This window comes from Paraburkholderia caffeinilytica, from assembly GCF_046030355.1.
Taxonomy (GTDB): domain Bacteria; phylum Pseudomonadota; class Gammaproteobacteria; order Burkholderiales; family Burkholderiaceae; genus Paraburkholderia; species Paraburkholderia caffeinilytica_B.
In genome coordinates this window covers 105,449-129,581 of the sequence record NZ_JAQQCQ010000010.1, presented here as the reverse complement: position 1 = coordinate 129,581, position 24,133 = coordinate 105,449, and the positions used below count along the sequence as shown (strand labels likewise).

General features: G+C 63.0%; 23 protein-coding genes. 12 read left to right on the top strand and 11 right to left on the bottom strand.

Annotated elements, in window-relative coordinates; all coding sequences use genetic code 11:
- Positions 1–26: 26 nt before the first annotated feature.
- On the bottom strand, positions 27–1,472 hold the full coding sequence (locus tag PQQ95_RS17180) for an NAD-dependent succinate-semialdehyde dehydrogenase (protein WP_408438567.1): 1,446 nt from the start codon (positions 1,470–1,472) through the stop codon (positions 27–29).
- A gap of 313 nt (positions 1,473–1,785) precedes the next feature.
- Here PQQ95_RS17180 and PQQ95_RS17175 point away from each other — a divergent pair, with 313 nt between their 5' ends.
- A complete protein-coding gene (locus PQQ95_RS17175) occupies positions 1,786–1,989 on the top strand; it encodes a cold-shock protein (RefSeq protein ID WP_007181784.1) in 204 nt (67 codons plus the stop codon).
- 111 nt (positions 1,990–2,100) lie between these two features.
- Here the strand turns inward: PQQ95_RS17175 and PQQ95_RS17170 are convergent, their stop codons facing one another.
- Genes PQQ95_RS17170 through PQQ95_RS17160 form a run of 3 tightly spaced genes read right to left on the bottom strand, consistent with a single transcriptional unit; the run spans position 2,101 to position 4,777 of the window.
- A complete protein-coding gene (locus PQQ95_RS17170) occupies positions 2,101–2,877 on the bottom strand; it encodes an ABC transporter ATP-binding protein (RefSeq protein WP_408438566.1) in 777 nt (258 codons plus the stop codon).
- A complete protein-coding gene (locus tag PQQ95_RS17165) occupies positions 2,874–3,773 on the bottom strand; it encodes an ABC transporter permease (protein WP_408438565.1) in 900 nt (299 codons plus the stop codon). The genes PQQ95_RS17170 and PQQ95_RS17165 overlap by 4 nt, the downstream gene beginning before the upstream one ends.
- 41 nt (positions 3,774–3,814) lie before the next feature.
- On the bottom strand, positions 3,815–4,777 hold the full coding sequence (locus PQQ95_RS17160) for an aliphatic sulfonate ABC transporter substrate-binding protein (protein WP_408438717.1): 963 nt from the start codon (positions 4,775–4,777) through the stop codon (positions 3,815–3,817).
- A gap of 371 nt (positions 4,778–5,148) precedes the next feature.
- On the opposite strand from PQQ95_RS17160, the gene hpnJ reads away from it, so the two are divergent.
- The 3 genes from hpnJ (at position 5,149) to PQQ95_RS17145 (ending at position 8,854) form a co-directional block, all read left to right on the top strand.
- Positions 5,149–6,570 (top strand): hopanoid biosynthesis associated radical SAM protein HpnJ, encoded by a 1,422-nt coding sequence (hpnJ, locus tag PQQ95_RS17155; protein WP_408438564.1) that lies wholly within the window; start codon positions 5,149–5,151, stop codon positions 6,568–6,570.
- A complete protein-coding gene (hpnI, locus tag PQQ95_RS17150) occupies positions 6,567–7,751 on the top strand; it encodes a bacteriohopanetetrol glucosamine biosynthesis glycosyltransferase HpnI (RefSeq protein WP_408438563.1) in 1,185 nt (394 codons plus the stop codon). The genes hpnJ and hpnI (PQQ95_RS17150) overlap by 4 nt, the downstream gene beginning before the upstream one ends.
- Positions 7,752–7,828: 77 nt before the next feature.
- A complete protein-coding gene (locus PQQ95_RS17145; RefSeq protein ID WP_408438562.1) occupies positions 7,829–8,854 on the top strand; it encodes a lysylphosphatidylglycerol synthase domain-containing protein in 1,026 nt (341 codons plus the stop codon).
- A 10-nt stretch (positions 8,855–8,864) separates the two neighbouring features.
- Here PQQ95_RS17145 and PQQ95_RS17140 read toward each other — a convergent pair whose 3' ends face one another.
- Both PQQ95_RS17140 and PQQ95_RS17135 read right to left on the bottom strand, forming a co-directional pair.
- A complete protein-coding gene (locus PQQ95_RS17140) occupies positions 8,865–10,271 on the bottom strand; it encodes an ATP-binding protein (RefSeq protein WP_408438715.1) in 1,407 nt (468 codons plus the stop codon).
- Positions 10,268–10,927: a response regulator gene (locus tag PQQ95_RS17135; protein WP_408438561.1), complete on the bottom strand. Its 660-nt coding sequence runs from the start codon at positions 10,925–10,927 to the stop codon at positions 10,268–10,270. Before PQQ95_RS17135 ends, PQQ95_RS17140 begins: the two co-directional genes overlap by 4 nt.
- Positions 10,928–11,268: 341 nt before the next feature.
- Here PQQ95_RS17135 and PQQ95_RS17130 point away from each other — a divergent pair, with 341 nt between their 5' ends.
- From PQQ95_RS17130 to PQQ95_RS17115, 4 genes are all read left to right on the top strand, one after another.
- Positions 11,269–11,610 carry a hypothetical protein gene (locus PQQ95_RS17130; protein ID WP_408438560.1) on the top strand — a complete coding sequence of 114 codons (342 nt, stop codon included), beginning with the start codon at positions 11,269–11,271 and terminating at the stop codon, positions 11,608–11,610.
- Between the two features lie 41 nt (positions 11,611–11,651).
- On the top strand, positions 11,652–12,920 hold the full coding sequence (gene hpnI / locus PQQ95_RS17125; RefSeq protein ID WP_408438559.1) for a bacteriohopanetetrol glucosamine biosynthesis glycosyltransferase HpnI: 1,269 nt from the start codon (positions 11,652–11,654) through the stop codon (positions 12,918–12,920).
- Positions 12,910–13,752, top strand: a complete 843-nt coding sequence (gene hpnK, locus PQQ95_RS17120; protein WP_408438558.1) for a hopanoid biosynthesis-associated protein HpnK — start codon at positions 12,910–12,912, stop codon at positions 13,750–13,752. The genes hpnI (PQQ95_RS17125) and hpnK overlap by 11 nt, the downstream gene beginning before the upstream one ends.
- A gap of 143 nt (positions 13,753–13,895) precedes the next feature.
- Positions 13,896–14,582 (top strand): ProQ/FinO family protein, encoded by a 687-nt coding sequence (locus tag PQQ95_RS17115; RefSeq protein WP_408438557.1) that lies wholly within the window; start codon positions 13,896–13,898, stop codon positions 14,580–14,582.
- Positions 14,583–14,600: 18 nt separating this feature from the next.
- Here the strand turns inward: PQQ95_RS17115 and PQQ95_RS17110 are convergent, their stop codons facing one another.
- Positions 14,601–15,944, bottom strand: coding sequence for a TAXI family TRAP transporter solute-binding subunit (locus PQQ95_RS17110; protein ID WP_408438556.1), 1,344 nt, complete (start codon positions 15,942–15,944; stop codon positions 14,601–14,603).
- Positions 15,945–16,097: 153 nt separating this feature from the next.
- Here PQQ95_RS17110 and PQQ95_RS17105 point away from each other — a divergent pair, with 153 nt between their 5' ends.
- The 3 genes from PQQ95_RS17105 (at position 16,098) to PQQ95_RS17095 (ending at position 17,954) form a co-directional block, all read left to right on the top strand.
- Complete coding sequence (locus tag PQQ95_RS17105) at positions 16,098–16,541, top strand: DUF2946 domain-containing protein (RefSeq protein ID WP_408438555.1); 444 nt, start codon at positions 16,098–16,100, stop codon at positions 16,539–16,541.
- 105 nt (positions 16,542–16,646) lie between these two features.
- Entirely contained in the window at positions 16,647–17,543 is an 897-nt protein-coding gene (locus PQQ95_RS17100; protein WP_408438554.1) for a hypothetical protein, read from the top strand.
- A 30-nt stretch (positions 17,544–17,573) separates the two neighbouring features.
- Entirely contained in the window at positions 17,574–17,954 is a 381-nt protein-coding gene (locus PQQ95_RS17095) for a copper resistance CopC family protein (RefSeq protein WP_408438553.1), read from the top strand.
- 92 nt (positions 17,955–18,046) lie between these two features.
- On the opposite strand, the gene PQQ95_RS17090 is transcribed toward PQQ95_RS17095, so the two are convergent.
- The 3 genes from PQQ95_RS17090 to PQQ95_RS17080 form a co-directional block, all read right to left on the bottom strand.
- A complete protein-coding gene (locus PQQ95_RS17090) occupies positions 18,047–19,249 on the bottom strand; it encodes a porin (protein ID WP_408438552.1) in 1,203 nt (400 codons plus the stop codon).
- Between the two features lie 132 nt (positions 19,250–19,381).
- Positions 19,382–20,845, bottom strand: coding sequence for an amidase (locus tag PQQ95_RS17085; RefSeq protein WP_408438551.1), 1,464 nt, complete (start codon positions 20,843–20,845; stop codon positions 19,382–19,384).
- Between the two features lie 46 nt (positions 20,846–20,891).
- Positions 20,892–22,205, bottom strand: a complete 1,314-nt coding sequence (locus PQQ95_RS17080; protein ID WP_408438550.1) for an MFS transporter — start codon at positions 22,203–22,205, stop codon at positions 20,892–20,894.
- A 362-nt stretch (positions 22,206–22,567) separates the two neighbouring features.
- Between PQQ95_RS17080 and PQQ95_RS17075 the strand changes: the two genes are divergently transcribed.
- Positions 22,568–23,506 (top strand): LysR substrate-binding domain-containing protein, encoded by a 939-nt coding sequence (locus PQQ95_RS17075; RefSeq protein ID WP_408438549.1) that lies wholly within the window; start codon positions 22,568–22,570, stop codon positions 23,504–23,506.
- A gap of 44 nt (positions 23,507–23,550) precedes the next feature.
- Here the strand turns inward: PQQ95_RS17075 and hpaC are convergent, their stop codons facing one another.
- Positions 23,551–24,078 (bottom strand): 4-hydroxyphenylacetate 3-monooxygenase, reductase component, encoded by a 528-nt coding sequence (gene hpaC, locus PQQ95_RS17070; RefSeq protein ID WP_408438713.1) that lies wholly within the window; start codon positions 24,076–24,078, stop codon positions 23,551–23,553.
- Positions 24,079–24,133 lie beyond the last annotated feature (55 nt).

Genomic DNA, 24,133 nt, shown 5'->3' with positions numbered 1-24,133 from the left:
CTGACGACGGCCTTCGGCGTGGCGTCTTAAGCCGCGGTTACAGAAACCGCCTTGGTGACCAGATAGCCTTCCATGGCTTCCGGGCCGCCTTCGGAGCCGTAGCCCGAATCCTTCACGCCGCCAAACGGCATTTCCGGCCACGGCGTAGCGGGCTGGTTGATCCACAGCATGCCGACTTCCAGCTGTTGCGACAGCAGATGCACGTTGCGGAACGACTTCGTGAACGCATAACCGGCGAGACCAAACGGCAGACGGTTCGCCTCGGCGATCGCTTCTTCGAGTGTGTCGAAACCGCGGATCGCGGCGATCGGACCGAACGGCTCGTTGTTGAACACGTCCGATTCGAGCGACACGTTGGTCAGCACCGTCGGCGCGAAGAAGTTGCCTTCCGAGCCCACGCGTTCGCCGCCCGTCTCGACTTTCGCGCCGGTCTTGCGCGCGTCGTCGAGCACCTTGCTCATCGCCGTGAGACGGCGCGCGTTGGCGAGCGGCCCGATGGTCGTGCCTTCCGCCAGACCGTCGCCGAGCTTGAGGCCTTCGGCATGCTTGACGAGCGCCGCGGCGAATTCTTCGCGGATGCTGTTGTGCACCAGAAAGCGCGTCGGCGAGATGCAGACCTGGCCTGCATTGCGGAACTTCGCGGCGCCTGCTGCCTTGATGGCCAGCGCCACGTCGGCGTCTTCGGCCACGATCACGGGCGCATGACCGCCCAGCTCCATCGTCGCGCGCTTCATGTGCGCGCCGGCCAGCGCGGCCAGTTGCTTGCCGACCGGCGTCGAACCGGTGAAGGTGACCTTGCGGATCACCGGATGCGGAATCAGGTAGCCGGAAATCTCCGCCGGATCGCCGAACACGAGGCCGACCGTACCGGCCGGCACACCGGCTTCAACGAACGCCTGCAGCAGTGCCGCCGGCGACGCTGGGGTTTCTTCCGGCGCTTTGACGAGGAACGAACAGCCGCACGCGAGCGCCGCGCTCAGCTTGCGCACGACCTGGTTGACGGGGAAATTCCACGGCGTGAAGGCGGCCACCGGGCCGATCGGCTCCTTGAGCACCGTTTGCTGAACCGCCAGATTGCGCGGCGGCACGACCCGGCCGTAGACGCGGCGGCCTTCGTCGGCGAACCATTCGATGATGTCCGCGGCGGACAGCACTTCGATGCGCGCCTCGGCGAACGGCTTGCCCTGTTCCTGCGTCATCAGGCGGGCGATGTCGGAAGCCCGTTCGCGCACCAGCGCGGCGGCTTTGCGCATGGTCGTGGCGCGCTCATTGGCCGGAATCTTGCGCCACGCTTCGAAGCCGCGTTGTGCGGCGGCCAGCGCGCGGTCCAGATCGGCGATGCCGGCGTGAGCCACCTTGCCGATGGCCTTGCCCGTGGCGGGGTTGATGACGTCGAGGGTTTTGCCGCTGGCGGCGTCGCACCATTCGCCGTTGATCAGAAGACGGGTATCGGTATAGCTCGAGGTGGCCATGCTGGGTTCCTGTAAATGGGGAAAACGATAGGTCGCGCGGTCGTGATACATGGGGCTGATGTATTGGGCTGACGCAGCGCGGCCAAGGATGGACTGCCGATACCAATCATCTTATCTGATTGCGCCGGATCGCATCGGCGCAGCCCCCACGGATGGTGCGCGGCACGGCCTTTGCTGATCCGCTTGCTGAGGCGGAGAAACGGCCGCCTGAGCGTCGCCTCGCAAACAGGCGTAAAGTCAAGCAGCAGTAGCAGGAACCGGCGGGAGCCGGCGAATGCAACCCAATCAACCAAGGTGCGAACGAGGAATCGACATGCCAACCGGTACAGTGAAGTGGTTCAATGACGCGAAGGGCTTTGGCTTTATTACACCGGACGACGGTGGCGAGGATCTGTTTGCCCATTTCTCGGAAATTCGCAGCGAAGGTTTCAAATCGCTGCAGGAAAACCAGAAGGTCAGCTTCGAAATCAAGCAGGGACCGAAGGGCAAGCAGGCGGCGGATATCAAGCCGGTGTGACAGCAGTAGCCGGTCCGCGCGCGCAGGTGGGCGGGCCGGCAGAATGATTGGAAAGCACGGCGCTTCGCCCGCGCGCGTTTGACGTCGCTTTGACGTCAAACGCGAGTCGGGTTACGCGTAGGCGTTCTGCGCCGCGCCCATGCCAACGAGCAAGTCGTTGCGCAGATCGGCGAGCGCGTCGTCACGGCGGTCGCGCGGATGCGGCGCGTCGACGTCGATCTCGCGCACCAGTCGTCCGGCGCCATGCTGCCCGGTCGTGTTGAGCAGCAGTACACGATCGGACAGATAAAGCGCCTCATCCAGATCATGCGTGACGATCAGCGCCGCCGTGCCGTGCGCGCGCGTCAGAGACAGCAGCAGGTCCTGCAGACGGCAGCGGGTCATGGCGTCGACGGCGCTGAACGGCTCGTCGAGCAGCAACAGATCGGGCTGGGAAAACAGGCCGCGCGCGAGCGCCACGCGTTGCGCCATGCCGCCCGAAAGCTGCTTGGGCAGCGCCGCGTCGGTGCCGGCCAGACCGACCTCATCGAGCAGTTGGCCCACACGCGGGTCCGCGCCGCGCCTTGGCCCCGCGGAAAACGCGATATTGTCGGCCACGCTCAGCCAGGGCAGCAGGCGGGGTTCCTGAAAAATCACGCCGAGACGCGGCGAGGGGCCGTCTTGCGGCAGCCCGTCGAGCACAATCTCTCCTTCGAAGTCGCGATCGAGGCCGGCCAGCACGCGTAACAGCGTGCTCTTGCCGCAGCCGCTCGGGCCGACCAGACTCACGATCTCCCCGCGCCTGATATCGAACGACACGCGTTCGAGCACGGCACGGGCAGCGTAATGCTTGCTCACCGCGCGAACCTGGAGCAGCGGCGGCTGAACGAAAAGATCGGCCGCGTTCAATGCCCACCTCGTGACGAAGGCTGATCGTTCGCGGTATCGCGCCATGACAACACACGTGCTTCGATCGTTTTAAGAATGCTGTCGCTGAGCTTGCCGAGCAGCGCGAGCAACAGGATCGCGCCGAACACGAGATCGGGCCGGCCGGTTTCGCGGCCGTCGCTGAGCAGATAGCCGAGTCCGCGAGTGGCGGCGATCAGTTCGGCTGCGACCATGAACATCCACGCGAGACTCAGGCCCGTGCGCAATCCCGTGAAGATCTGCGGCAAGGACGCGGGCAACAGGATGCGCGTGAATAGCGCACGCCGGCTCAAACGGTTGACCTCGCCGAGTTCGATCAACTTCCTGTCGACCCCGCGAATGCCGGCCACGACGCTCAATTGCACGGGAAAAAACGCCCCGATGGCGACGAGCGTGATTTTCGGCGCTTCGTCAATGCCCATCCACAACAGCAGAATCGGCACCCAGGCGAGCGACGGAATCGCCCGCAGCGCCTGAAATGCGGGGTCGAGCAGGGCGTCGAGGCGGCGGCTCAAGCCCATCGCCGCACCGAGCAGCAGGGCGAATGCTGAGCCGATGCCGAAACCCGCGAGTACGCGGATCGCGCTTGCACCGATGTGGCGCCCCAGACGCTCGCCACCCAGTTGCCAGAGTGTTTCGGCAATTGTGCTCGGCGCCGGCACGAGATGTTCCGGCAATACCGAAGTGCGCACCAGCGCTTCGATCACGGCAAGGAAGGCCAGCGGCAGGATCAGCCCGGCGATGCGCCAGCGCCTGAGCGGATCGCGCGGCCGCAGCGCGACCTGCGGTGCATCGGTGCTTTGCGGCGCGCGATAAAGCGCGTGTTCGTCCGTTGCAGGCGATCGGCGATGAAGCGCGAGTGATTCGTCGGTAGCCATGGGCGTCGGTCAGCTAAGCCTCGAGCAGTGGGCGCGCGGACTCACTGGCTTCCATTCGCGGCAATGACAGGTTGCGACGCCTTCACGTCGATCAAGGCGTCGATGACCTGATTCAGATTCGTGCCCGGTTTCACCAGCTGTTCCTGCAGGAGAATCGGCGCGGCGGCTTTCAGCGCGGCGAGTTGCTGCGCGCCTGGCTGCGGATGGCTGAAATCGTTGCGGCTCAGTTGCAGCCGGGCGACCGGCAGCGACAGCTTCGATTCTTCGGCGATGATCTTCGCGGTTTCGTCCGGATGCGCGGCGATCCACAGGCGCGCTTTTTCGTACACCTTCAGCACCTGCGCGAGCGTTTCGGGATGGTCGCGAATGAAATCCTCGCGGGCGTCGAGCAAGCCCCACGTGTTGAAGTCGACGTTGCGATACAGCAGTTGCGCGCCGTCGTCGATTTGTGCGGCAGCCATGTGCGGATCGAGGCCGGCCCACGCGTCCACCTGGCCGTTGGCGAGCGCGGTGCGTCCGTCCGGGTGCTGAAGATTGACGATTTCCACGTCGTCGCGCGAGAGGCCCGCCGTGTGCAGCGCGCGTAAGGTGAACAGGAACGGGTCCGTGCCCTTGGTGGCGGCGATCTTTTTGCCCTTCAGGTCCGCGAGGGTTTTGATCGGCGAATCCTTGCGCACGACGAGCGCGGTCCATTCGGGGCGCGAGAAAACGTACACGGCGCGAATCGGATTACCGTTGGCTTTGGCGAGCACGGCGGCCAGACCCGCCGTCGACCCCACGTCGATTGCGCCGCTGTTCAGATATTCGAGCGCGCGATTGCTGCCGAGGCTCAGCACCCATTTGACTGCGGTGTGCTGCGGCGCAAGTTCCTGCTCGAGCCAGCCGTTGCGCTTGATGACGAGGCTTTCCGGCGAATAGTAGGCGTAGTCGAGTTTCAGTTCGGCGGGTGGTGCGGCGCGCGCAATGCCCGGTGCAAGGAAGGCGAGCGTGGCCGTTGCCGCCATCAGCAAAGCGCTCAGACCGGCTTGCAGACGTTTCGCATGCTGTTGCGGGCGTGAGGAAATCGAAGAAAGCGAAAAGCGCGCCGAGCCCCGCGGAATTTTCATTGCCTGGTCCTGTGATGGTCGTTTAGTTGTGACCGACCAATGTAGACAATGCGCGTGCCGAACTGAACGAATAAAAACTCACAATCAAAGCAGATCGGACGCTATGGCGGAGGTGGGCCGCCCAGACATATTTTCCTTAAGGTTTCCTTCAGCTTTGCTCCGTAGTATTTGCGCGATTGCCCGTGCCTGCGCGCATCCTTGCGGGCGATAGTTCCGATAGTTTTTCGGAAGAAAACCGAAAGTGTCCATCAAGGCCCGTTGGAGCATCCATGAAAACCCTGTTCTTGCAGGCGCCGTCATTTGACGGTTTCGATGGTGGCGCGGGTTCGCGCTACCAGAACAAGCGTGAAGTCCGCTCGTTCTGGTATCCGACGTGGCTCGCCCAGCCCGCCGCACTCATTGCCGATAGCCGCGTGCTCGATGCGCCCGCCGACGGCCTTTCCGTCGACGCATCGCTCGATATCGCGCAGCAATACGAACTGGTGGTCATTCATACCAGCACGCCGTCGTTCCCCACTGATGCGCTGTTTGCCGAACACCTGAAGAAGCGCAAGCCTTCGATTCTGATCGGCATGGTCGGTGCGAAGGTCGCCGTCGACCCGCACAACTCGCTGACAGCAAGCGATGCGATCGATTTCGTTTGCCGCGAAGAATTCGATTTCACCTGTCAGGAAATCGCCGCGGGCAAGCCGTTCGGGCAGATCAAAGGTCTGAGTTATCGCGCCCGCGACGGCTCGATCGAGCACAACGAGGCACGCCCGATCCTCGAGAACATGGACGAATTGCCCTTTGTGGCGCCGGTCTACAAGCGCGATCTGAAGATCGCGAATTATTTCAACGGTTACCTGAAGCATCCATACGTATCCATCTACACGGGCCGCGGTTGCCGCTCGAAGTGCACCTTTTGCCTATGGCCGCAAACGGTGGGTGGCCATCGCTACCGCACCCGCTCGGTCGAGAACGTGCTGGAAGAAGTGAAGTGGATTCGCGACAACATGCCTGAAGTCAAGGAAATCATGTTCGACGACGACACCTTCACCGACTTCAAGCCGCGCGCAGAGGAAATCGCTCGCGGCATGGGCAAGCTCGGTGTGACATGGTCGTGTAACGCGAAGGCAAACGTGCCTTTTGCAACGCTGAAGATCATGAAGGAAAACGGCCTGCGCCTGCTGCTGGTGGGTTACGAATCCGGCGACGACCAGATCCTGCTGAACATCAAGAAGGGCTTGCGCACTGACATCGCGCGCCGTTTCAGCGCGGATTGCCGCAAGCTCGGTATCAAGGTTCACGGCACCTTCATTCTTGGTTTGCCGGGCGAGACTCAGGAAACGATCCAGAAGACTATCGAGTACGCGAAAGAGATCAATCCCCTGACGATCCAGGTGTCGCTCGCCGCGCCGTATCCCGGCACGACACTCTACAAGCAGGCGGTCGAGAACGGCTGGCTGGAAGAGAACAAGGTCATCAACCTCGTCAGCGAGTCAGGGGTGCAAGTGGCGGCGATCGGCTATCCGCATCTTTCGCGCGACGAGATTTATCACCAGCTCGAGAACTTCTACAAACGCTTTTATTTCCGGCCGTCAAAAATCTGGGAAATTCTGCGCGAGATGCTGACGAGTTGGGACATGATGAAACGGCGCCTGCGCGAAGGCGTTGAATTTTTCCGCTTCCTGCGCGCCCACGGGGCGTGAGCGCCGTGCATCTGCTCGCCTTCACGCTCGCCTGTGCGTGTGGGGCGGGTGCAGTTTTAGGCGTTGTTTACACGGTGCTGGCGGGCACGCTGATCGGCCGGTTCTTCGCGAGAGCAGTGTCCGAGCCGACCAGTTTTCCGCCGCTCACCATCGTCAAACCGCTGCACGGCAACGAGTGGGCGCTGCTCGCCAATCTGTCGAGCTTCTGTCTGCAGGACTATCCGGGCCCCGTGCAGTTCGTGTTCGGCGTACACGACTCGGCCGACCCTGCCTTGCAAGCCGTCGACGATCTGCGGCGGCTGCATCCGGAAGCGGACATCACCGTGGTCGCCGACGCACGCCTGTACGGTCCGAACCGCAAGATCAGCAACATCCTCAATATGCTGCCGCAAGCCCGGCACGACGTCCTGGTATTCGCCGATAGCGACGTGAGCGTCGGGCCGGATTATCTGCGCAATGTGATCGGCGAATTGCAGAAACCAGGCGTCGGTCTCGTCACCTGCATATATCGCGGTGCGCCCGATCCCGGTTTCTGGCCGCGCTTGTCGGCCAAGGCCACCAACTACCAGTTCCTGCCCGGCGTGGTGACGGGACTTGCGCTCGGTCTCGCGCGTCCCTGCTTTGGGCAGACCATCGCGATGCGACGCGATACGCTGGAAAAAATCGGCGGCTTCACGCCGTTCGTGCAGCATCTGGCCGAAGATCACGCGATCGGCGAGGCCGTGCGCATGATCGGCGAAAAAGTGGTGATTCCACCGTTCACGATTTCGCATGCCTGCGTTGAAAACAGCGCGACGAAACTGATCGCACATGAACTGCGCTGGAGCCGCACGATCCGCAGCATCGATCCGCTCGGCCACCTCGGCTCGGTGCTGATTTTTCCGCTCGCCTTTGCATTGCTAGCGGTCGCGTTCTCGGGCGGCGCAGGGTGGGCATGGTCGCTGGCGCTGGTCGCTGTCTGCGCCCGGCTGGCATTGAAGCTGCTGTCCGATCGCGCGTTGCGGCAGGCACATCGCGATCTGTGGCTATTGCCGATATGGGATATCGTATCGTTTGCGATTTTCGTGGCGAGCTTCTGGTCCTCGCGCGTGATCTGGCGCGGTCTGAGCTTCAAGGTGGATGGCAACGGCCTGTTGACGGCGGCTCAGGACGGCATGGCGGATGAACAGCAAGTTGGGTAGGCAATGATGCGCGGGTATCCGGAAGGTGATCGCGAGGACAATGCAGCGTGCCTGACGCCCGCGCGAAAGGTGACCGCATGATGAAGCATGTCGGCCGTCTCGCCGCGCTTGCCGGCTTGCTGGTGTCACTGTGGCTGGTCTGGCAGGACAATCCCGGCGCCGTGCTCGGCGCACTGCGCGCCGCGGGCGCCGGTCTCTTGCTGGCCGCCATCGCGCACGTGCTGCCGATGGTCGCCAACGCCTGCGACTGGCGCTCGCTGATTCGCGGCGCGAACCGGCCCGGCGTCGTTCAGATGCTGCATGCGGTCTGGGTGCGTGAATCCGTCAATTGCATGTTGCCGGTGGCGCGCATCGGCGGCGAGGTGGTGTCGTTCCGGATGATCAAGCGCTGGGGCGTACGGCCGTCCATAGCGATCGGCAGCATCATCGTCGATATGCAGCTCACCGTGATCAGCCAGTTGCTGTTCACGATGGTCGGCATCGGCTTTCTCTTCGCGCATGCGCACTCCGACACGCTGCGGCTCGCCGGGCAACTGGCGTGGGGCGTGGTGGTGCTCACGCCGCTGCTGGTGTTGTTCGCGCTCGTGCAGCATGCCAACCCGTTCGAGCGCATCACGCGTGTGCTCAATCGTATGACAAGCGGCAAACTCGCCGCGCTCGTCGGGCAATCGGCGCAGATCGACCGGTGCATCAAGCTGATCTGGCGCCGGCGCGGCGTGGTGCTGCGCTATCTGTTCTTCTGGCAACCGCTGCAGTGCTTCCTGACGTCGCTCGAAATCTGGCTCGCACTCTATTTTCTTGGCGTTCAGGTCACGCTGGTCGAAGCGGTGGTGATCGAATCGCTGATCCAGGCGATCAGCAGCGCGGCTTTCTTCGTGCCGGGCGGACTGGGGGTGCAGGAGGGCGGTTTCATTCTGATCGGCGGCGCGCTGGGGCTCGATCCTTCGATCTGCCTCGCGCTCGCCGGCGCGCGGCGTATTCGCGATCTGCTGATGTTCGTGCCCGGACTCATTGCGTGGCAGTTTGCCGAGTCGTCGAATCGCGAGCCGAAGCGGGCGGAACTGGCGGGGCGGGTGGTCGTGAGCGAAACAGGCCGGCGCTAGTACACCGGCTTCATTCTTCCGTGTCCGCATAGGCGGGAAACGATACTTCCACCGCCAGGCCGCGCTCGCCGATACCCGTGCCGAGATGCAGGCTTGCACCGAAATGCTCGGCGATGCGCGCGACGATCGAGAGGCCCAGCCCGCTGCCGGTGGCCTGATTGCCGGTTGCGCGGAAAAACCGGTTCGTGAGGCGCGCGAGATCGCTGGGCGCGACGCCAGGGCCGTCGTCGCGCACGGTGAGTTGCACCCGGCCGACCGCATATTGCACCGCCACTTCGATGCAGCCGCCGGCGTGTCCGTACTTGACGGCGTTATCGAGCAGATTGTCGAGCAGAATGCCGATCAGGACGGGCTCCGCATTGATCTGGGCGCGCATGTCGCCGGTGAGCGTCACGGTGATGTTCTTCTGCTGCGCATTGCGTTCATTGGCAAGCAGTGCGTCTTTCGCTACCGCGGCGACTCTGAGCGGCGCGGTGGAGAGTTTTTCATGCACATCCAGGCGCGCGAGCAGCAGCAACTGCTCGGCGAGCCGCGCGCTGCGATCGACCCCTTGCACCACGCGTTCCATCGCCAGCCGCTGCAGCGCCGTGTCCGATTCCGCCAGCGCGACCTGCGCCTGCACCTTGATGGCGGCCAGCGGCGTTTTCAGTTCATGAGCGGCGTCGGCGGTAAACGCGCGCTCGCGTTCGATGGAGTGCCGCAAGCGCGACAGCACCAGGTTGATCGCGTCGACGAGCGGCCGCACCTCGGTCGGCGCCCGGCCGATGTCCACCGGTTCCAGCCGGTTGATGTCACGCGCTCGAATCGCGCCGGAGAGCACCTTGAGCGGCGCCAGACTCCAGCCGATGCTGAACCACACCAGCAGCGCCAGCACCGGCAGCGCGAACAGGGTGGGGCGGGCGATCCGGCTGGCCACACCGCTCACCAGGTCGCTGCGCGTATTGGCCGGTTCGAACACGCGCACCGTATGGCCGAGCGAGGTATCGCGCAAGGTGAATGAATGCCACAGTTGACCACCCAGGATGATGTCTTGCGTGCCGCTCGCGGCGGGCACGGGTAGATCCCACGCCTTGAGCGCGCGCAATTGCGGGCTGCCGGCCAGCACCTCTCCGTTGGCGCTGCGCACCTGGAACAGCGCGTCGCGTGGCAAGGCGTCGTCGTCGTCGCTGTCGTTCGCGCCGGCTTCGCCGCCTTCCTCTTCTTCGCGCACATCGATGCGCGCATTGGCCAGAGTGGTCAGATTGCGCTGATCGAGCAGGGCGAGGATTTGCGTGAGTTCCGCGAGTCGCGCCTCTTCCCATTCGCCGACTTCGTTTTTCGCCTGACGATAGCTCGATATCAGCGCGATGCCCCAGATCAGCACGATACTGGTCAGGACCAGTAGCACCAGACGGCGGCGTATCGACGCCGACATCAGACTTTCTCCACCACGTAGCCGATATTGCGCACCGTTCTGATCAGCTTGGCGCCGAGCTTTTTGCGCAGGTTGGATACATGGACCTCGATTGCATTGCTTTCGATTTCTTCCTGCCATCCATACAAACTTTCTTCGAGGCGCGAGCGTGACTGGGGAATGCCCTGATTGGTCAGCAGCTGCATCAGGATCGCCCATTCGCGTGAGGTGAGGGGCACACGCGTATTGCCGACTTCGACGGTTTGCGCGGCGGGATTGACGGTCAGATCCTGATAGCGGATCACTTCGACGCTGCGCCCTTGCGCGCGGCGCAGCAGGGCCCGGCAACGGGCAATCAGCTCGGTCAGGTCGAAGGGCTTGCCGAGGTAGTCGTCGGCGCCGGCTTCGAGGCCGCCGACGCGATCCACCACCGTGCCCCTCGCGGTCAGCACCAGCACCGGCACGTCCTTGCCGGCGTCGCGCAGCCGTTTCAGCAGGTCCATGCCCGAGACCCTTGGCAAGCCGAGATCGAGCAGGACCAATGCATAAGCGGTGGTGTCGAGGGCGAGGCCGGCCTTGTGGCCGTCGCGAGCCCAATCGACCGTGAAACCGGCTTGACGCAGTCCCGCTTCGATGCCGCAGCCGATCAGGTCGTCGTCTTCTACGAGGAGTACGCGCATAGGGGAGAGATTCCGTTCGATATCTAGTGCACGGCGGTGACAGTTTTTAAGCAAGCTCAGCGTCACACACACGAAGTGTAACGGTCATGTTCCTGACACGCTTCATATCTGTTTTTCCTTAAGGTTTCCTTCAGCTTGAATCGCTACTATCGCCCCACATAAGGTGACTGTCGCGTGGTTCGACCTAAGCGCGAATTACGTCGTGTTATCAGATCATCGCAACTCGATCGTCAGTACATCGATGGAATATATGGCCGGTGCTTTTTGCCGGCGCTTGTACCGGCGAATCGTGCCCCAGCATGACGTCCGCCATGCGTTCCTTCAGGTTACGAGACCACGTCATGAATCCAGTCACCACGGACATGCTGCGAGCCCATCTAATGGCGGCTTCGCTCACGGCCATGGCGACTGAAGTACTCGTCTTGATGGCGCTGCTGGTCTTGCCGGTGTCGCAGCAGGTCTTCAGCTCCCCGGCGTTCCAGTTTCTTGCCCTCGCGTTGATCGCGAGCGGCGTCATTGTGATGCGCCAATTCGCGCTGGTCGCTTTCAACCTCGCCATTCAGGGCCACTACGCAAGGTTTGCCGGCCGGTCCGTGTTGGTCGAGGCGAATTGTCCGCGGCGCGGGTTAGTCGTTCTTCATCTGCGCTTTACGGGTAAACCGTTCGTGCTGGCCGGTCACTGACGGCACCAGGCCATGGCGGCGCACGCATTGACGGCATGCCAATGGATCCTGCTATCCGGCTGCATCTCCGCTTCGCTGTATGCGATGCTGGCAGCGGTGGCGATGCCGTTCTTCGCGGTGCGCGGCGCGGCGCGCGGGAGGGGGCTAGCGTCTCGAGTGCGGCAAGGGCTGCAGGTGCCGCAGCCCAGGTTTCGCATCCTCCACCTCCTTTCGCGAATGTCGGCGTCAGCGTGCTCAAGCCGTTGTGCGGCACCGAGCCGCGTCTCTACGAGAATCTCAGAACCTTCTGCGACCAGCGCCACGGGCATTTCCAGCTCGTACTCGGGGTCTCCTCGCCGGACGATCCCGCCATCGGCGTGGTGCGCCGTTTGCAGGCTGCCTATCCGATGCACGACATCGAGCTGGCCGTCGACACGCGCGTGCATGGCAGCAATCTCAAGGTCAGCAATCTGATCAACATGGCGGAGCGGGCACGCCATGACGTGATCGTGATTGCGGATAGCGACATCGCGGTCGAGGCCGATTATCTCGACACCGTGGCAGCGCCGCTCGCCAATCCGGGTGTGGGCGTGGTGACCTGTCTCTACGTGGCGCGAGGCGTCGGCGGATTCTGGCCGCAGGTCGGCGCGCTGTTCATCAACGAGTGGTTTGCGCCGTCGGTGCGGGTTGCGCATGCGGCCGGATCGCGCTGCTTCGGTTTCGGCGCGACGCTTGCATTACGCCGCGCGACGCTCGAGCGCATCGGCGGTTTCGACGCGCTGAAAAACTGTCTCGCGGACGATTACTGGCTCGCCGAACACGTGCGCGCGCTCGGACTTCGCACGGTGCTTTCGCGCGTGATGGTGGCCACCGATGTCATCGAGCCGACTTTTTCCGCCCTGTGGCAGCGTGAAACGCGCTGGCTGCGCACGATCCGCTCGGTGAACCCGCTTGGTTTTGCGTTTCTGTTCATCACGTTCCCCACGCCGTGGTTGATTGCCGGCGCATGGCTCACCGGCAGCCTCGCCAGCGGTCCGTACGACGGCATGCACCGGTGGGCGGCGCTGGCGGGCGGCGTCAGCACGGCGGCCGGTTTTGCCGCGCGCATGCTGCTGCATTTGCGTGCTGCGCGTCACGCGCGTACGTTCTGGCGCGACCTGCCGCTAGTACCGTTACGCGACAGCTTGCTGGCGTTGCAATGGCTCGCGGGTGCGTTCGGCTCGCATGTAGTGTGGCGCGGCGCGCGCGTGCCGGTCGAGGCTTCCGCATCGGCGACGCGCGCTGCGGCGTTGGCGGTGATGGATGTCATGGAGACTTCGGATGGCGGCTGAGCCACGCGGCCTGATCGTCACGGCCGACGATTTCGGCCTGCATCCGCGGGTGAATCTGGCGGTCGAGCAGGCGCACCGGCGCGGCGTGTTGACGGCCGCGAGTCTGATGATCGGCGCGCCTGCCGCAGCCGATGCGGTGGTGCGTGCTCGCGCGCTGCCAGGGTTGCGGGTCGGTCTGCATCTGGTACTCGCCGACGGCGACGCGGTCGCGCCGCGCGCGGAAATTGCCGCATTGCTCGACGAGCACGGCCGCTTTGGCGACAACATGGTGCGGGACGGGGTGCGTTTTTTCTTTTTGCCGCATGTCCGCAAACAGTTGGCGCGAGAGATTCGCGCGCAGTTCGAGGCTTTTGCGAGGACGGGATTGACGCTCGACCACGTCAACACGCACAAGCATTTTCATTTGCATCCGACGGTGCTTGGATTGATTCTGGAAATTGGCCGCGAGTACGGGATGCGGGCGATGCGTTTGCCGTTCGAGGTCGGCGCGCCGCTGTGGTTGCGGCCGTGGATCGCACAGGTGCGGGCGAGATTGGATCGGGCGGGGATCGCACACAACGATTATGTCGTTGGAATTACCCATAGCGGGCGGATGGACGAAGCGGCGTGGCTTGCCGCGCTTGCCGATTTGCCTCAGGGCGTGGGGGAGATTTACTGTCATCCGGCTTTTGCAGGCGATCGGATATTGAGCCCGGGGATGCGGGATTATCGGCATGTCGAGGAATTAGCGGCGCTTTTGTCGCCTCGGGTTGCTGATGCGATTCGGGATTCCGGGGCCCGGGTGGGCGGCTTTGGGGACGTGTTGAATCTGGCTGGGTTAGCCCGGACTTGACCTCCAATGTGGGAAGTCCCGCCGCCACCTCCGGTCCGCCGACTCATTGTGAGTGTTACCGGCGCGCGGCGTGCCTCAGCGCCTCTCGCGAGCATGTTTCAACACGCTGCTACAATCCAGTCTTTCTCGATTGATTGTGCGCTATGGGTTTCGAACAACTCGCTGAATTGAAGAAGCAACTGGCTGCGGCACGCGCCGAAGCTGCGCCCGCGGCCAAGCCCGGTGCGAAGCCTGCGCGCAAGCCGTCGCCGCCGCGCCGTGCCGCGCCCGCCGCCAAGCCCGCGGCCGAGGCCAGGCCCGCGGTTGACGCGAAGCCGGTGGACCCGGTGGTGAAGTCGATCGGGAGATTGCAAAAGCGCTTTCCGAATGCTTTCCCGAAGAATCCGGCGCCCAAGCTGCCGCTGAAGGTCGGCATCTTCGAGGATCTGGTGGTTCACGCGAAGGAACTGTCGCTGAGCGAAGCCGAGTTGCGCGACGCGATCAAAACCTGGTGCCGTGGCAGCCGCTACTGGAAGTGCCTGGTCGAAGGCGCCGCGCGCGTCGATCTGACGGGCGGCGAAGCCGGCAAGGTGACGGCCCAGGAAGCGGCCGGCGCGCAGCGTCTGCAGGCGCACCGTGCGGGCCGGAGCGCGGCGAAAGCCGCGGCTGCGTCGGCTGACGCGTCCGCTCAGGCTTCTGCCGCATCGGCCGAGCCGGTCGATGCCGCAGCGCAAGCAGCCGCCGTCCCACAAGCCGAGGCGCAGAGCCAGCCGCAGGCCGCCTCGACGGACGCCCAGTCCGCTGATTCGACCACGCCGCCGGCCGCACCGCCGGCCACCGCCGAAGCGTAAAGAAGGCTCGCCGCCCCGTTAAGGGGTGCCGCCTTGCGCGGCGAGCCGGGCCCGCACGAAGCCGACGTGTTCGCGCAGCACGTAGAACGCGTCGGCGTAGGCGAGCGGCATGCGCAAGCGGCTCAGCGACGCCTCGATATGATCCAGTTCCGCGAAAAACCGCTTGCGCTCCTCCCCGGTCGAGCCGGCGAGTGCGCCGCGTTCGATCGCAATCAGCGCGCCGTAATAGCGATAGATGCGCGAGCGCACGCGCCACCGGTACAGTGCCGGGATCAGGCGCATGGCGGGAAACAGCAGCACCGCCACCGGCAGCAGCAGAACGAGCGTGCGATCGCCGATGCTCGCGAGCCAGAACGGCAGCGTGCGGTATAGAAAACTCTTGCCGGTCTTGTAGTAACGCTGCGCATCTTCACTGATCTGATACTCACGGGCGACCGGACTCGGGAATTGCCCCGCGTGCTGCAAGAGCCCGGGCATGCCGTGCACCTCCTGCGCGGCCTCGATCAACAAGTCGGAAATCGCCGGATGCAGACCGGTCCGCGCCACGAGTTCGACGGTCGGGCTGATCAGGTGGACGGTGTCCGGCGGAATTCTGCGCTTGAGATCCAGCACGCCGGGCGGCAGATCGATCTCGTCGAGATAGGGAAAGAGGCGCGTATAGGCGCTGGCTTCGTCGAAATCCATCACGGAGATGCCGGGCACTTTCAGGAGCCGCAGCATCAAGCCTCGCGTGGCCGAGTCGCCGTTCAGGATCGCCGCGTCGACGTCGCCCGCCACGAGTTGCGTGGCGGCCTGCAAGCCGTCGCTTGGCACCAGCACGGTGTCGCCGCCCGGTTCGATGCCATTGGCTTCCAGCAGTTTGAGCGCCAGCAGGCGCGTGCCGCTGCCTTCGCGGCCGATCGCAATCCGCTTTCCTTCCAGTTCTGAAAGCTGGCTGATACCCGTGCCGCGATAGAACACCACGACGGGAATATAGAAAACGCTGCCGAGCGACATCAGCGACGACGTATCGAGCCCATCGGCCACGCCGCCTTGCACGAGCGCGAGGTCGACATGCTGTTTCGGGTCCAGCAGGCGGTGCAGATTCTGCACCGAGCCGTCGGATTCCAGCACCTTCAGCGTAATGCCGTTGCGGGCGAGGATCTTCTTGTATTGATCGGCGGCGACGAGGAACGAACTGTCGTGGGGGCCCGCGCTCATGGTGATGGTCTTCGGCGGCGCCGGATCGACCACCCAGACGATCAGCGTGACCATCAGCACGAACAGCGCGGCCACGATGATGTAAGGCAGGGTGTGATCGCGCCACTCCGCATGCGAATGATCGCCGGGAAAGTGTGGGGGACGCGGGCGATACGCTTTCATGGGCACTCCGTGCCGGTAGCCGGGATGAGGCATTGTCCACTGTCCGCGGCCTATACGCGAAATGTTCGGCATAACCGGCGGTTTGCCGGCCAGGCTGGGCAATAGGCCATGGCATAATCCACGACAGCTTCTAATCGTGTCGCCGGGCGCATCTTGAGTCGTTTCCATCAGAAGATCGGCAGTTGGCTAGGGTTGTTTGCGATCCTGATGGCCACGCTCGCGCCAACGATCTCGCATTCGCTCGCTGCGCGCAACGGCTTTGAAACCGGCATGAAGGGCGAGCATTGCTCGATGCCGTCGATGGCTTCCATGCCTGAGATGGGCGGCATGTCTTCGATGTCCTCGATGCCCTCGATGCAAGGTCAGGCATCGCACGACCCCGGCAGCAAACAGACTCAACACGCCGCCATGTCCGACGGCGACGCCTGCGGCTATTGCAGTCTGCTCGCTCACATGCCGGCGGTGCCCAGCGTCGAGGCACTGTTTTTCGTTACCGTTCGCGCGGTTCAGCACACTGTCGCCACTCGCTTCGAACGCGTTCGCCGCGTCGAACCGCTCACCTTCGCGCAGCCTCGCGCGCCTCCGTTCACCTCCTGATTCGAGTCATACCGTCGCGATGCCATGACTGCATCGCGACGCCGCCGCACGTCCGTTTGCAGAGACGCGCGCCGGCATTGTCACGACCCATGAACAGGATGAACCATGCAAACCCAGGTAACGCGCAACGGGAAACCGTTGTGCGCGGCGTCGCTCGTCGCGGCGGCCGCCAGCGTATTTCTATTCGCCCCTTCACTCGCCAGTGCTCATGCCATTGCGGGTAATCGCATCTTCCCGTCGACGATGGCCGTCGACGATCCCGGCGTCGGCGACGAAGGCAACCTTCAATACGGCCATCAACGCGTGCCCGGCGACAACGGCGATCAAAGCATCAACACCTTCGATTTCGAATACGACAAGCTGATCACGCCGAGACTGGCGGTGTCCGTGGACGGCACCTATGCGATGCAAAACAATCCCAAGGCGCGCGGCTTCGACAATTTCGGTGTCGGCTTGAAGTACCTGCTGTATGTCAACGATGAACACGAATTCATGACCTCGGTCGGCGTGGATGCTGAACTCGGCGGCACGGGAAGCCGCGCGATCGCGGACAACTTCTCGACGATCTCTCCCACGATCTACGCCGGCAAGGGCATGGGCGATCTCCCCGCGTCGCTTGCGTATTTGCGGCCGATCGCAATCACGGGTGAAGCCGGTCCGGCGCTGACAACCGGAGCGGGGCAGCCGAACGCGTTCAACTACGGCTTCACCGTGCAATACAGCTTGCCGTATCTGCAACAGCACGTGCATGACATCGGTCTGCCGCAACCCTTGGCGAACGTCATTCCGCTGGTGGAAATTCCGCTCTCGAGAAGCCAGGGACAGACGACGGGCACGATCAATCCAGGTTTCATCTGGATCAACCGCTATGGTCAGTTCGGTGTGGAAGCACAAATCCCTATCAATCACGCAAGTGGCTCGCACGTGGGCATTCTGGTCCAGACGCACATCTTCTTCGACGATGTCGCGCCGACCACGATCGGCAAGCCGCTTTTTCAGTAATGTATAAACACCGCAACGCAGGAGCAAGCGATGAAAAACGATCGACATGACTGGCTGCGCACCGCAACGAAGGTGCCCTTGCTGATGGCGGGACTCGCATTCGCGAGCGCCGTATTCGCCCATGTATTTCCGCAGAAGCAGGAGCCGGGGGCGGGCGCGACGGTGGCCTCGCCCGCTCAGGTTCGCGTGATATTCGACGGGCCGCTCGAGCCGTCGTTCAGTTCGCTGACGGTGACCGACACGAACGGCAAGCAGGTCAACACGGAGAAATCCGCAGTCGACACCCATCAGACGGCGGCAATGGCCGTGCCGCTGCCGCCGCTCGCGAGTGGTCATTACACCGTGCACTGGGTGGCCGTTGCCTCCGACGGGCACCGCACGCACGGCGATTACGCATTCGATGTGAAGTAACCGGACCCGTGATGCACCGCGTCATCGCAAGAACGACGGCGCGGCGTGTCCGTTATGGCGAACAGAAGCGCGCCGCACCAGGAGACAGCAAATCAGAACTTGTGCCGCAGGCCAATCCGAACAACGGCCTGCTTGTCGTCAGCCGACGCAGAAGGCCCGTTAATAGCGGCCACTGCCTGCTTGCCGGTCGAGTCCGTGCCGGAGGCCTTCTGATACACCCCGATCAGATAGACATCAGTGCGCTTCGACACGAAATAATCGATGCCTGAAGCGACCTGCTGATAAGTAGCGCCCGTCATGCCTTTAACGGAACTCCCCTTGGTGTAGTCATACGCCACGCCACACAGCAAATCAGTCGTGATCTGATACTTGAAGTTGATTTCCGCATTGTTCAACGTGGCATTGCCGCTTAGGCCCGCAGGGTTCGGTCCCGAAGAAAGATCCCCCAGATCGCGAAAACTCGTATTCGAGTAAGTCGCCCCAAACGTCGCTGCGCCAAAAAGATACGACGCCCCGGCCCCGATCACATGCAGCGATTTCGCCGATGCATACCCCGAATACACCGGCGACGCCATATTGCTGCCAGGCACGCCATTCGCAACAGCAGCAGGACTACCCGTACTGCCGAAGAACGACGTATTCGGATTCGCGACGTCGAGATAACCCACACCCAGCGCCAACGGCCCGTTCACATACCCAGCCGACACCGACCAGATACGGTTACGCGAGAAATTACCCGCGACGCCGCCCAGGCTATACATCCCTTCCACCGTCAAACCACCATAGGTGTTGCTCGTAAACTTGATCGCATTGTTCGTCGAGTTGGTGTTGTTGATGTTGTCGAGATCGCCAGGATGCGCCGCCATATAGCCACCCCATTGATCACCGACCTCGAACGGGCCGAGAATATCGACGTTGGTGTCGTATTGCCGGCCGAGCGTGACCGTGCCGAACGGACCCGACAAACCCACCCAGGCCTTCTTGCCGAACAGCAACCCGCCTTGGCCGAGCTTGCCGGTGCTGGCGTCGAAGCCGTTCTCCAGCATGAAGATCGCCTTCATGCCGCCGCCAAGATCTTCCACGCCGCGCAAGCCCCAGCGGCTTTGCTGCATCACGCCGCTCAGCAGGCGAACCGCGCTATGACCCGAGACACTGCCGTTGGCGTTGGCCGTCGCTGCATTGCTCGTATAACTCAAACCTTCATCGATAATGCCGTACAGCGTGACGGCACTCTGTGCATGCACCACGGCCGGAAAGGTCGCGGCAAGGCATACTGCCAGTAGCGTTTTTTTCATGGGGTCGGACGTTCAAGTTAGAGAAAGTGCGAAAAGTGACGGACGTGTTCACTCCCGCGAGCCACGCGTTGCTTGCCTGCGAGCAGCCGGCGGCGAAACCGGCTACGGGTGGAACCTCGGAATTAACGGTGTTTAATGACGCCCGCCGATCAGCGGCGGCCGCATCGGGCTGTGCGCCGCAGCGCTCTCATAGGCATGGCCGAACTGCAATAGACCCCAGTCGTCGCGGAAGCGTCCCGCGATTTGCAGGCCGATCGGCAAGCCGGACGCGCTGAAGCCGCATGGCAAAGCGAGTACCGGCGATTCGGTGGAAGACAGATACCAGCAGATGCGCATCCAGTCGATGTACGAATCGTAGCGCGTGCCCATGAATTCAGTGGGCCAGCGCAGATCGGCGTCGAAGGGCAGCATCTGCGTGGCGGGCAGCACGTAATAGGCGTGGTTGTCCATGAAGCGGCGCATGCGCTCGAACAACGCCGTCTTGCGCACGAACATGTCGCCCAGATCCGCCGCGGATAACGAGCGATGCAGGCGGCACTCCGCTTCGATTTCAGGTTTCAGCTGTGCACGTGCATCGGCATCGAGCCGGTCCACCAGGCTGCCGATCATCCACGCACGCTCTATGCGGAAGACATCCTCGGCATCGCCGAGATCAGGGTCGGCGAATTCCACTTCGCAACCCATCGACTCGAAGACCGCGGCCTGAGCCTGCACGGCGCGCTGGATCTCGGGATCGACTGCAAGACCGGCGAGCTGAACCGACATGGCGATGCGGGTGCCGCGAAAATCGCGTTGCAACGGTTGCGCGAAACGCGAGCCTGGTTCGCTGATTTCGGTCGCGGTTTCGCCGGAAGGTCCGGCGATCGCGCTTAGCAGCAAGGCGGTATCGGCGACGTTGCGCGCCATCGGCCCATCTACGCCGAGCGTTGCCCAGCCGTTCGAATCCGGCGCGCGCGGCACGCGTCCCGGCGACGGACGCAAGCCCACCACCGCATTCCACGCGGCCGGATTGCGCAGCGAGCCGCCCATGTCGCTACCGCACGCAAGCGGATTCATCCCGCACGCCACCGATGCCGCCGCGCCGCCGCTACTTCCGCCAGCGGATTTGCTCAGATCCCACGGATTGCGTGTCACGCCGAACACATCGTTGAACGTGTGCGAACCAGAGCCCAATTCAGGGGTGTTCGATTTGCCGATCATCAGGGCGCCCGCGGCGTCACAGCGCCGCGCGATCAATGCGCTGTGCTCGGGCACGTGGTGTTCGAAGATCTTTGAGCCGAACGTCGTGCGCACGCCACGCGTCGCGGTCAGGTCCTTCTGCGAAACGGGCAGGCCGTGCAGGGGACCTTGCCAGACGCCGCGCGCCCACTGCGCATCCATTTCGGCTGCCTGGCTTCGCAAGGTGGCTGCGTCGGCGATGGTGACCAGTGCGTTGACCTGCGGGTTGACGGCCTCGATGCGCGTGAGGTGCGCATTCAGAATTTCGACGGCGCTCACTTCCTTTTTGCGCTGCAGATCGAGCAACGTAAGGGCGGAGAGGTCACAAAGTTCGCTGCCCGTAGCGAGCGGCGTATCGGCATGAAGAGTGTCTGACATAAGAAATTTCGCGGTAGTGAAAAGTGAATGACGCGTATGTAGCGGCCTAAATGTCCTGACGTGTGCGGTCGACCACGAACAGGAGCGCGACCAGCGAGAGCACTCCGCACACGATCACGTACCAGGCGGGCGCGGCCGGATTCCCGGTCGCCTGAATCAGCCACGTCACGATGAATTGCGCAAAGCCACCGAAGATCGACACGCCTGCTGCATAGGCAATGGAAAGCCCGGTTGCTCGCGTGCCGCGCGGAAACATTTCCGGCAGCATCGAGCCGGTCGCACCGGCGTTGATGGAGTGCAGCGCTGCGAGCGCACAGATCACGAGATATAACGTGCTGGTCGAAGGCGAATGCTGAATCAGATAGAAGCCAGGCAGAATGAGCACGGTCAGAAGCACGCGCGAGATGAAGGCGACGCGTTTGCGGCCGAACGTGTCGGACCAGATGCCGCCTACCGGCGATATCACCAGCATCACGGCACCGGCGAGAATCCCGCACCAGAGCGCGGCGTCCATCGGCAGATGCAGCACCTTGATCGCATACGTCGACATGTAATAGATCACGATGAAATGCGCCGACGTGCCGCCGACCACCAGAAAAAGGGCGACCAGGATGAGGCGCCAGTCGCGTTGCAGAACAGTCTTCAGCACGCCTGCGGAATCGCGCGCGGTGTCGGCGGGCGCATCTGCTTCACCGCCCAGCCGTGAGCGTAGATAGAGGCCGAGCGGTGCGATCAGCACGCCTGCGAGAAACGGGATACGCCATCCCCATGCTTCGAGCGAAGCCTTGTCGAGGTAGTGCGACAGTAGAAAGCCGACCAGCGAGCCTGCCAGCGCCGCTGCGCCCTGGCTCGCGAACTGCCAGCTCGTGATGTAGCCGCGTCGCGAGGAAGAAGCGCGTTCCGCGAGCAGCGTGGTCGCCACGCCGACTTCGCCGCCGGCGGAAAAACCCTGTAGCAAGCGCGCGGCGACAATCGCAAGCGGTGCGGCGATGCCGATTTGTGCGTAGGTGGGCATCACGCCGATCAGGCCAGTGCCGACCGCCATCGTCACGAGGGTGAGATTCATCGCGGCAATACGGCCGAAGCGGTCCGCCAGCACGCCGAACAGCACGCCGCCGAGCGGTCGCGCGATAAAGCCGATGCCGAACGTGCCGACCGAAAGCAGGAGTTGCTGTTGCGACGAAGCGAGTGGGAAAAACAGCTTGCCGAGCAGCACGGCAAAGAAGCTGTAGACGGTGAGATCGAAGAACTCGAACGCATTGCCGATCGTCGTTGCGATGATCAGCCCGCGAGTCGATGGGCCATGCCTCGCGCTTTGACTGGCGTCGTCGAGCGAAGAACTGAGTGAAGGTGACTTCATGAACGGGATCCCTCTGGAGGTGAATCAATCCGTGATGCGTCGATATCGTGTCGAGCGCGCTTCACTATCGGTTCGAGCGCTTTGCTCGGGCAGAGCGCCTTCAATGACGGCGACAGGAAAAGTCTAGGGAGTCAAAAAAGCATGCTGAATTTGCTTTTTCTTATTGTGATAACGCTGGGTTATCGCGCGCGCTGGGCCGGGATTCGGGCGGGGGCAGGGCTTATGCGGACGGCGCTGCAATGAGTATTTGAGAGCATGGCAGGGGCCTTTCTCGCGGTGTACCATCGATTCGAGCCGTCAGCCGCAGGTTGATGCCGACTGTGATTTCCTCTTTCCAACGGTTCATCCGACCGCTCTAACCCGTGAAATACAACCAGTTGCGCGCTTTAGTGGCGATTGCCCAGCACGGCAGCATTCGCGCCGCGGCTAAAACGGTGTGTCTGTCCCAGCCCGCGTTGACCAAGGCGATTCGTGAGCTCGAACAGGAATTGGGCGTGCCGCTGGTATCGCGCAGCGCGCGTGGCGCGCAACTCACGCAGTTCGGCCACGCCGTGTGTGCGCGCGCGAGGCTCATCCTTGCGGAGATGCAGCACGCGAAAGACGACGTGGTCCATCTATCCGGTCAGGCGGGCGGTACGGTGTCGTGCGCGGTCACGCCGCTGGTGTCGCTGAAGTTTCTGTCACGCGCCATTCACTCGTTCCGGCTGCGCATGCCGAAGACGCGGCTCTCGGTTCAGGAAGGTTTTCTGACGGCGGCATTGGCACGGCTGCGCGATGGCTCACTGGACTTCGTGATCGCGATCGTCGATGAAAAGAAGCTCGCGCCGGAATTCGTGTTCCGCTCGCTGGTTGAAGGCGAGTTGATCATTTCCGCGCGCAAAGGGCACCCATTGGCGAATGCCGGATCGATCGCGGATCTGGACGGTGCGGAATGGATGCTGAACACCACACCCGAAAGCATTGGTCAGTCGTTGCAGGATTTTTTCGTGCGGCATGGGGCGAGCGCGCCGAACGTGGTGGTGGAATGCAGCTCGTTCAGCGCGAGCTTTTCGCTGACGGTGAGCAGCAATCTGTTGTCGTGTTGTCCGAAGAGTTTTCTGGAAACCGACTGGATTCGCGAGCGGCTCGTTGCGATACCGGTGCGTGAACCGTTGCCGCGCGTGTCGGTAGGCATCATCTCGCGGCGTGACGCATTGAATACGTCAGCCTGCGATTATCTGATCGACTGTTTCGTCGAAGCCGTCGCGGCCGTGCCGCAGTTTCAGTTCGATGCCCATGCCGATAGCGCGGGCGTGATTTAAGCGGGCCGGGTGGCGCGACTGAATCCGATTGCCGCTCTCGTGCATCAATGCGATGTCGAGCGTTTGATGCGATGGAAATTGCGATCGAAATAGATCAACCCATCACCATCCGTGCGCACGCTGATGCAGGCGATTTTGACGAACATCACCGAGTGCGAACCCACTTCCTTCAGATCGACGATTTCGCCCTGCAGGCTCGCGAGCGCGTCGCGCAAGACCGGCACGCCGTGCGTGCCTTCGTCCCAGATCGGCCAGCCAAAGCGTTCTTCCATCGGTACCTGCGTCATGCCGGCGAAGTGGCGCGCGAGCAATTCGTGCTCGCCTGGCAGTACATTGATGCAAACGTGGCGGTTGCCTTCGAAGGTGGCGTGCATCGCGCTGGAGCGGTTCAGGCAGACGAGCAGCGTGGGCGGCGTATCGGTGACGGAGCATACGGCGCTCGCCGTGACACCGCAACGTCCATGCGGGCCGGCGGTCGTGATGACGTTCACCGCCGCGGATAGATGCGCCATGGCCTGACGGAATTGCTGCTTTGCGGCCAGTTCGGCGTCAGTCGTGGGAGTCGGTTGCATCGGTTGCGGGTTCGGCTTCATGTTCGGGGTTCCTCTGGGCGCAGTGGGGGCTGGA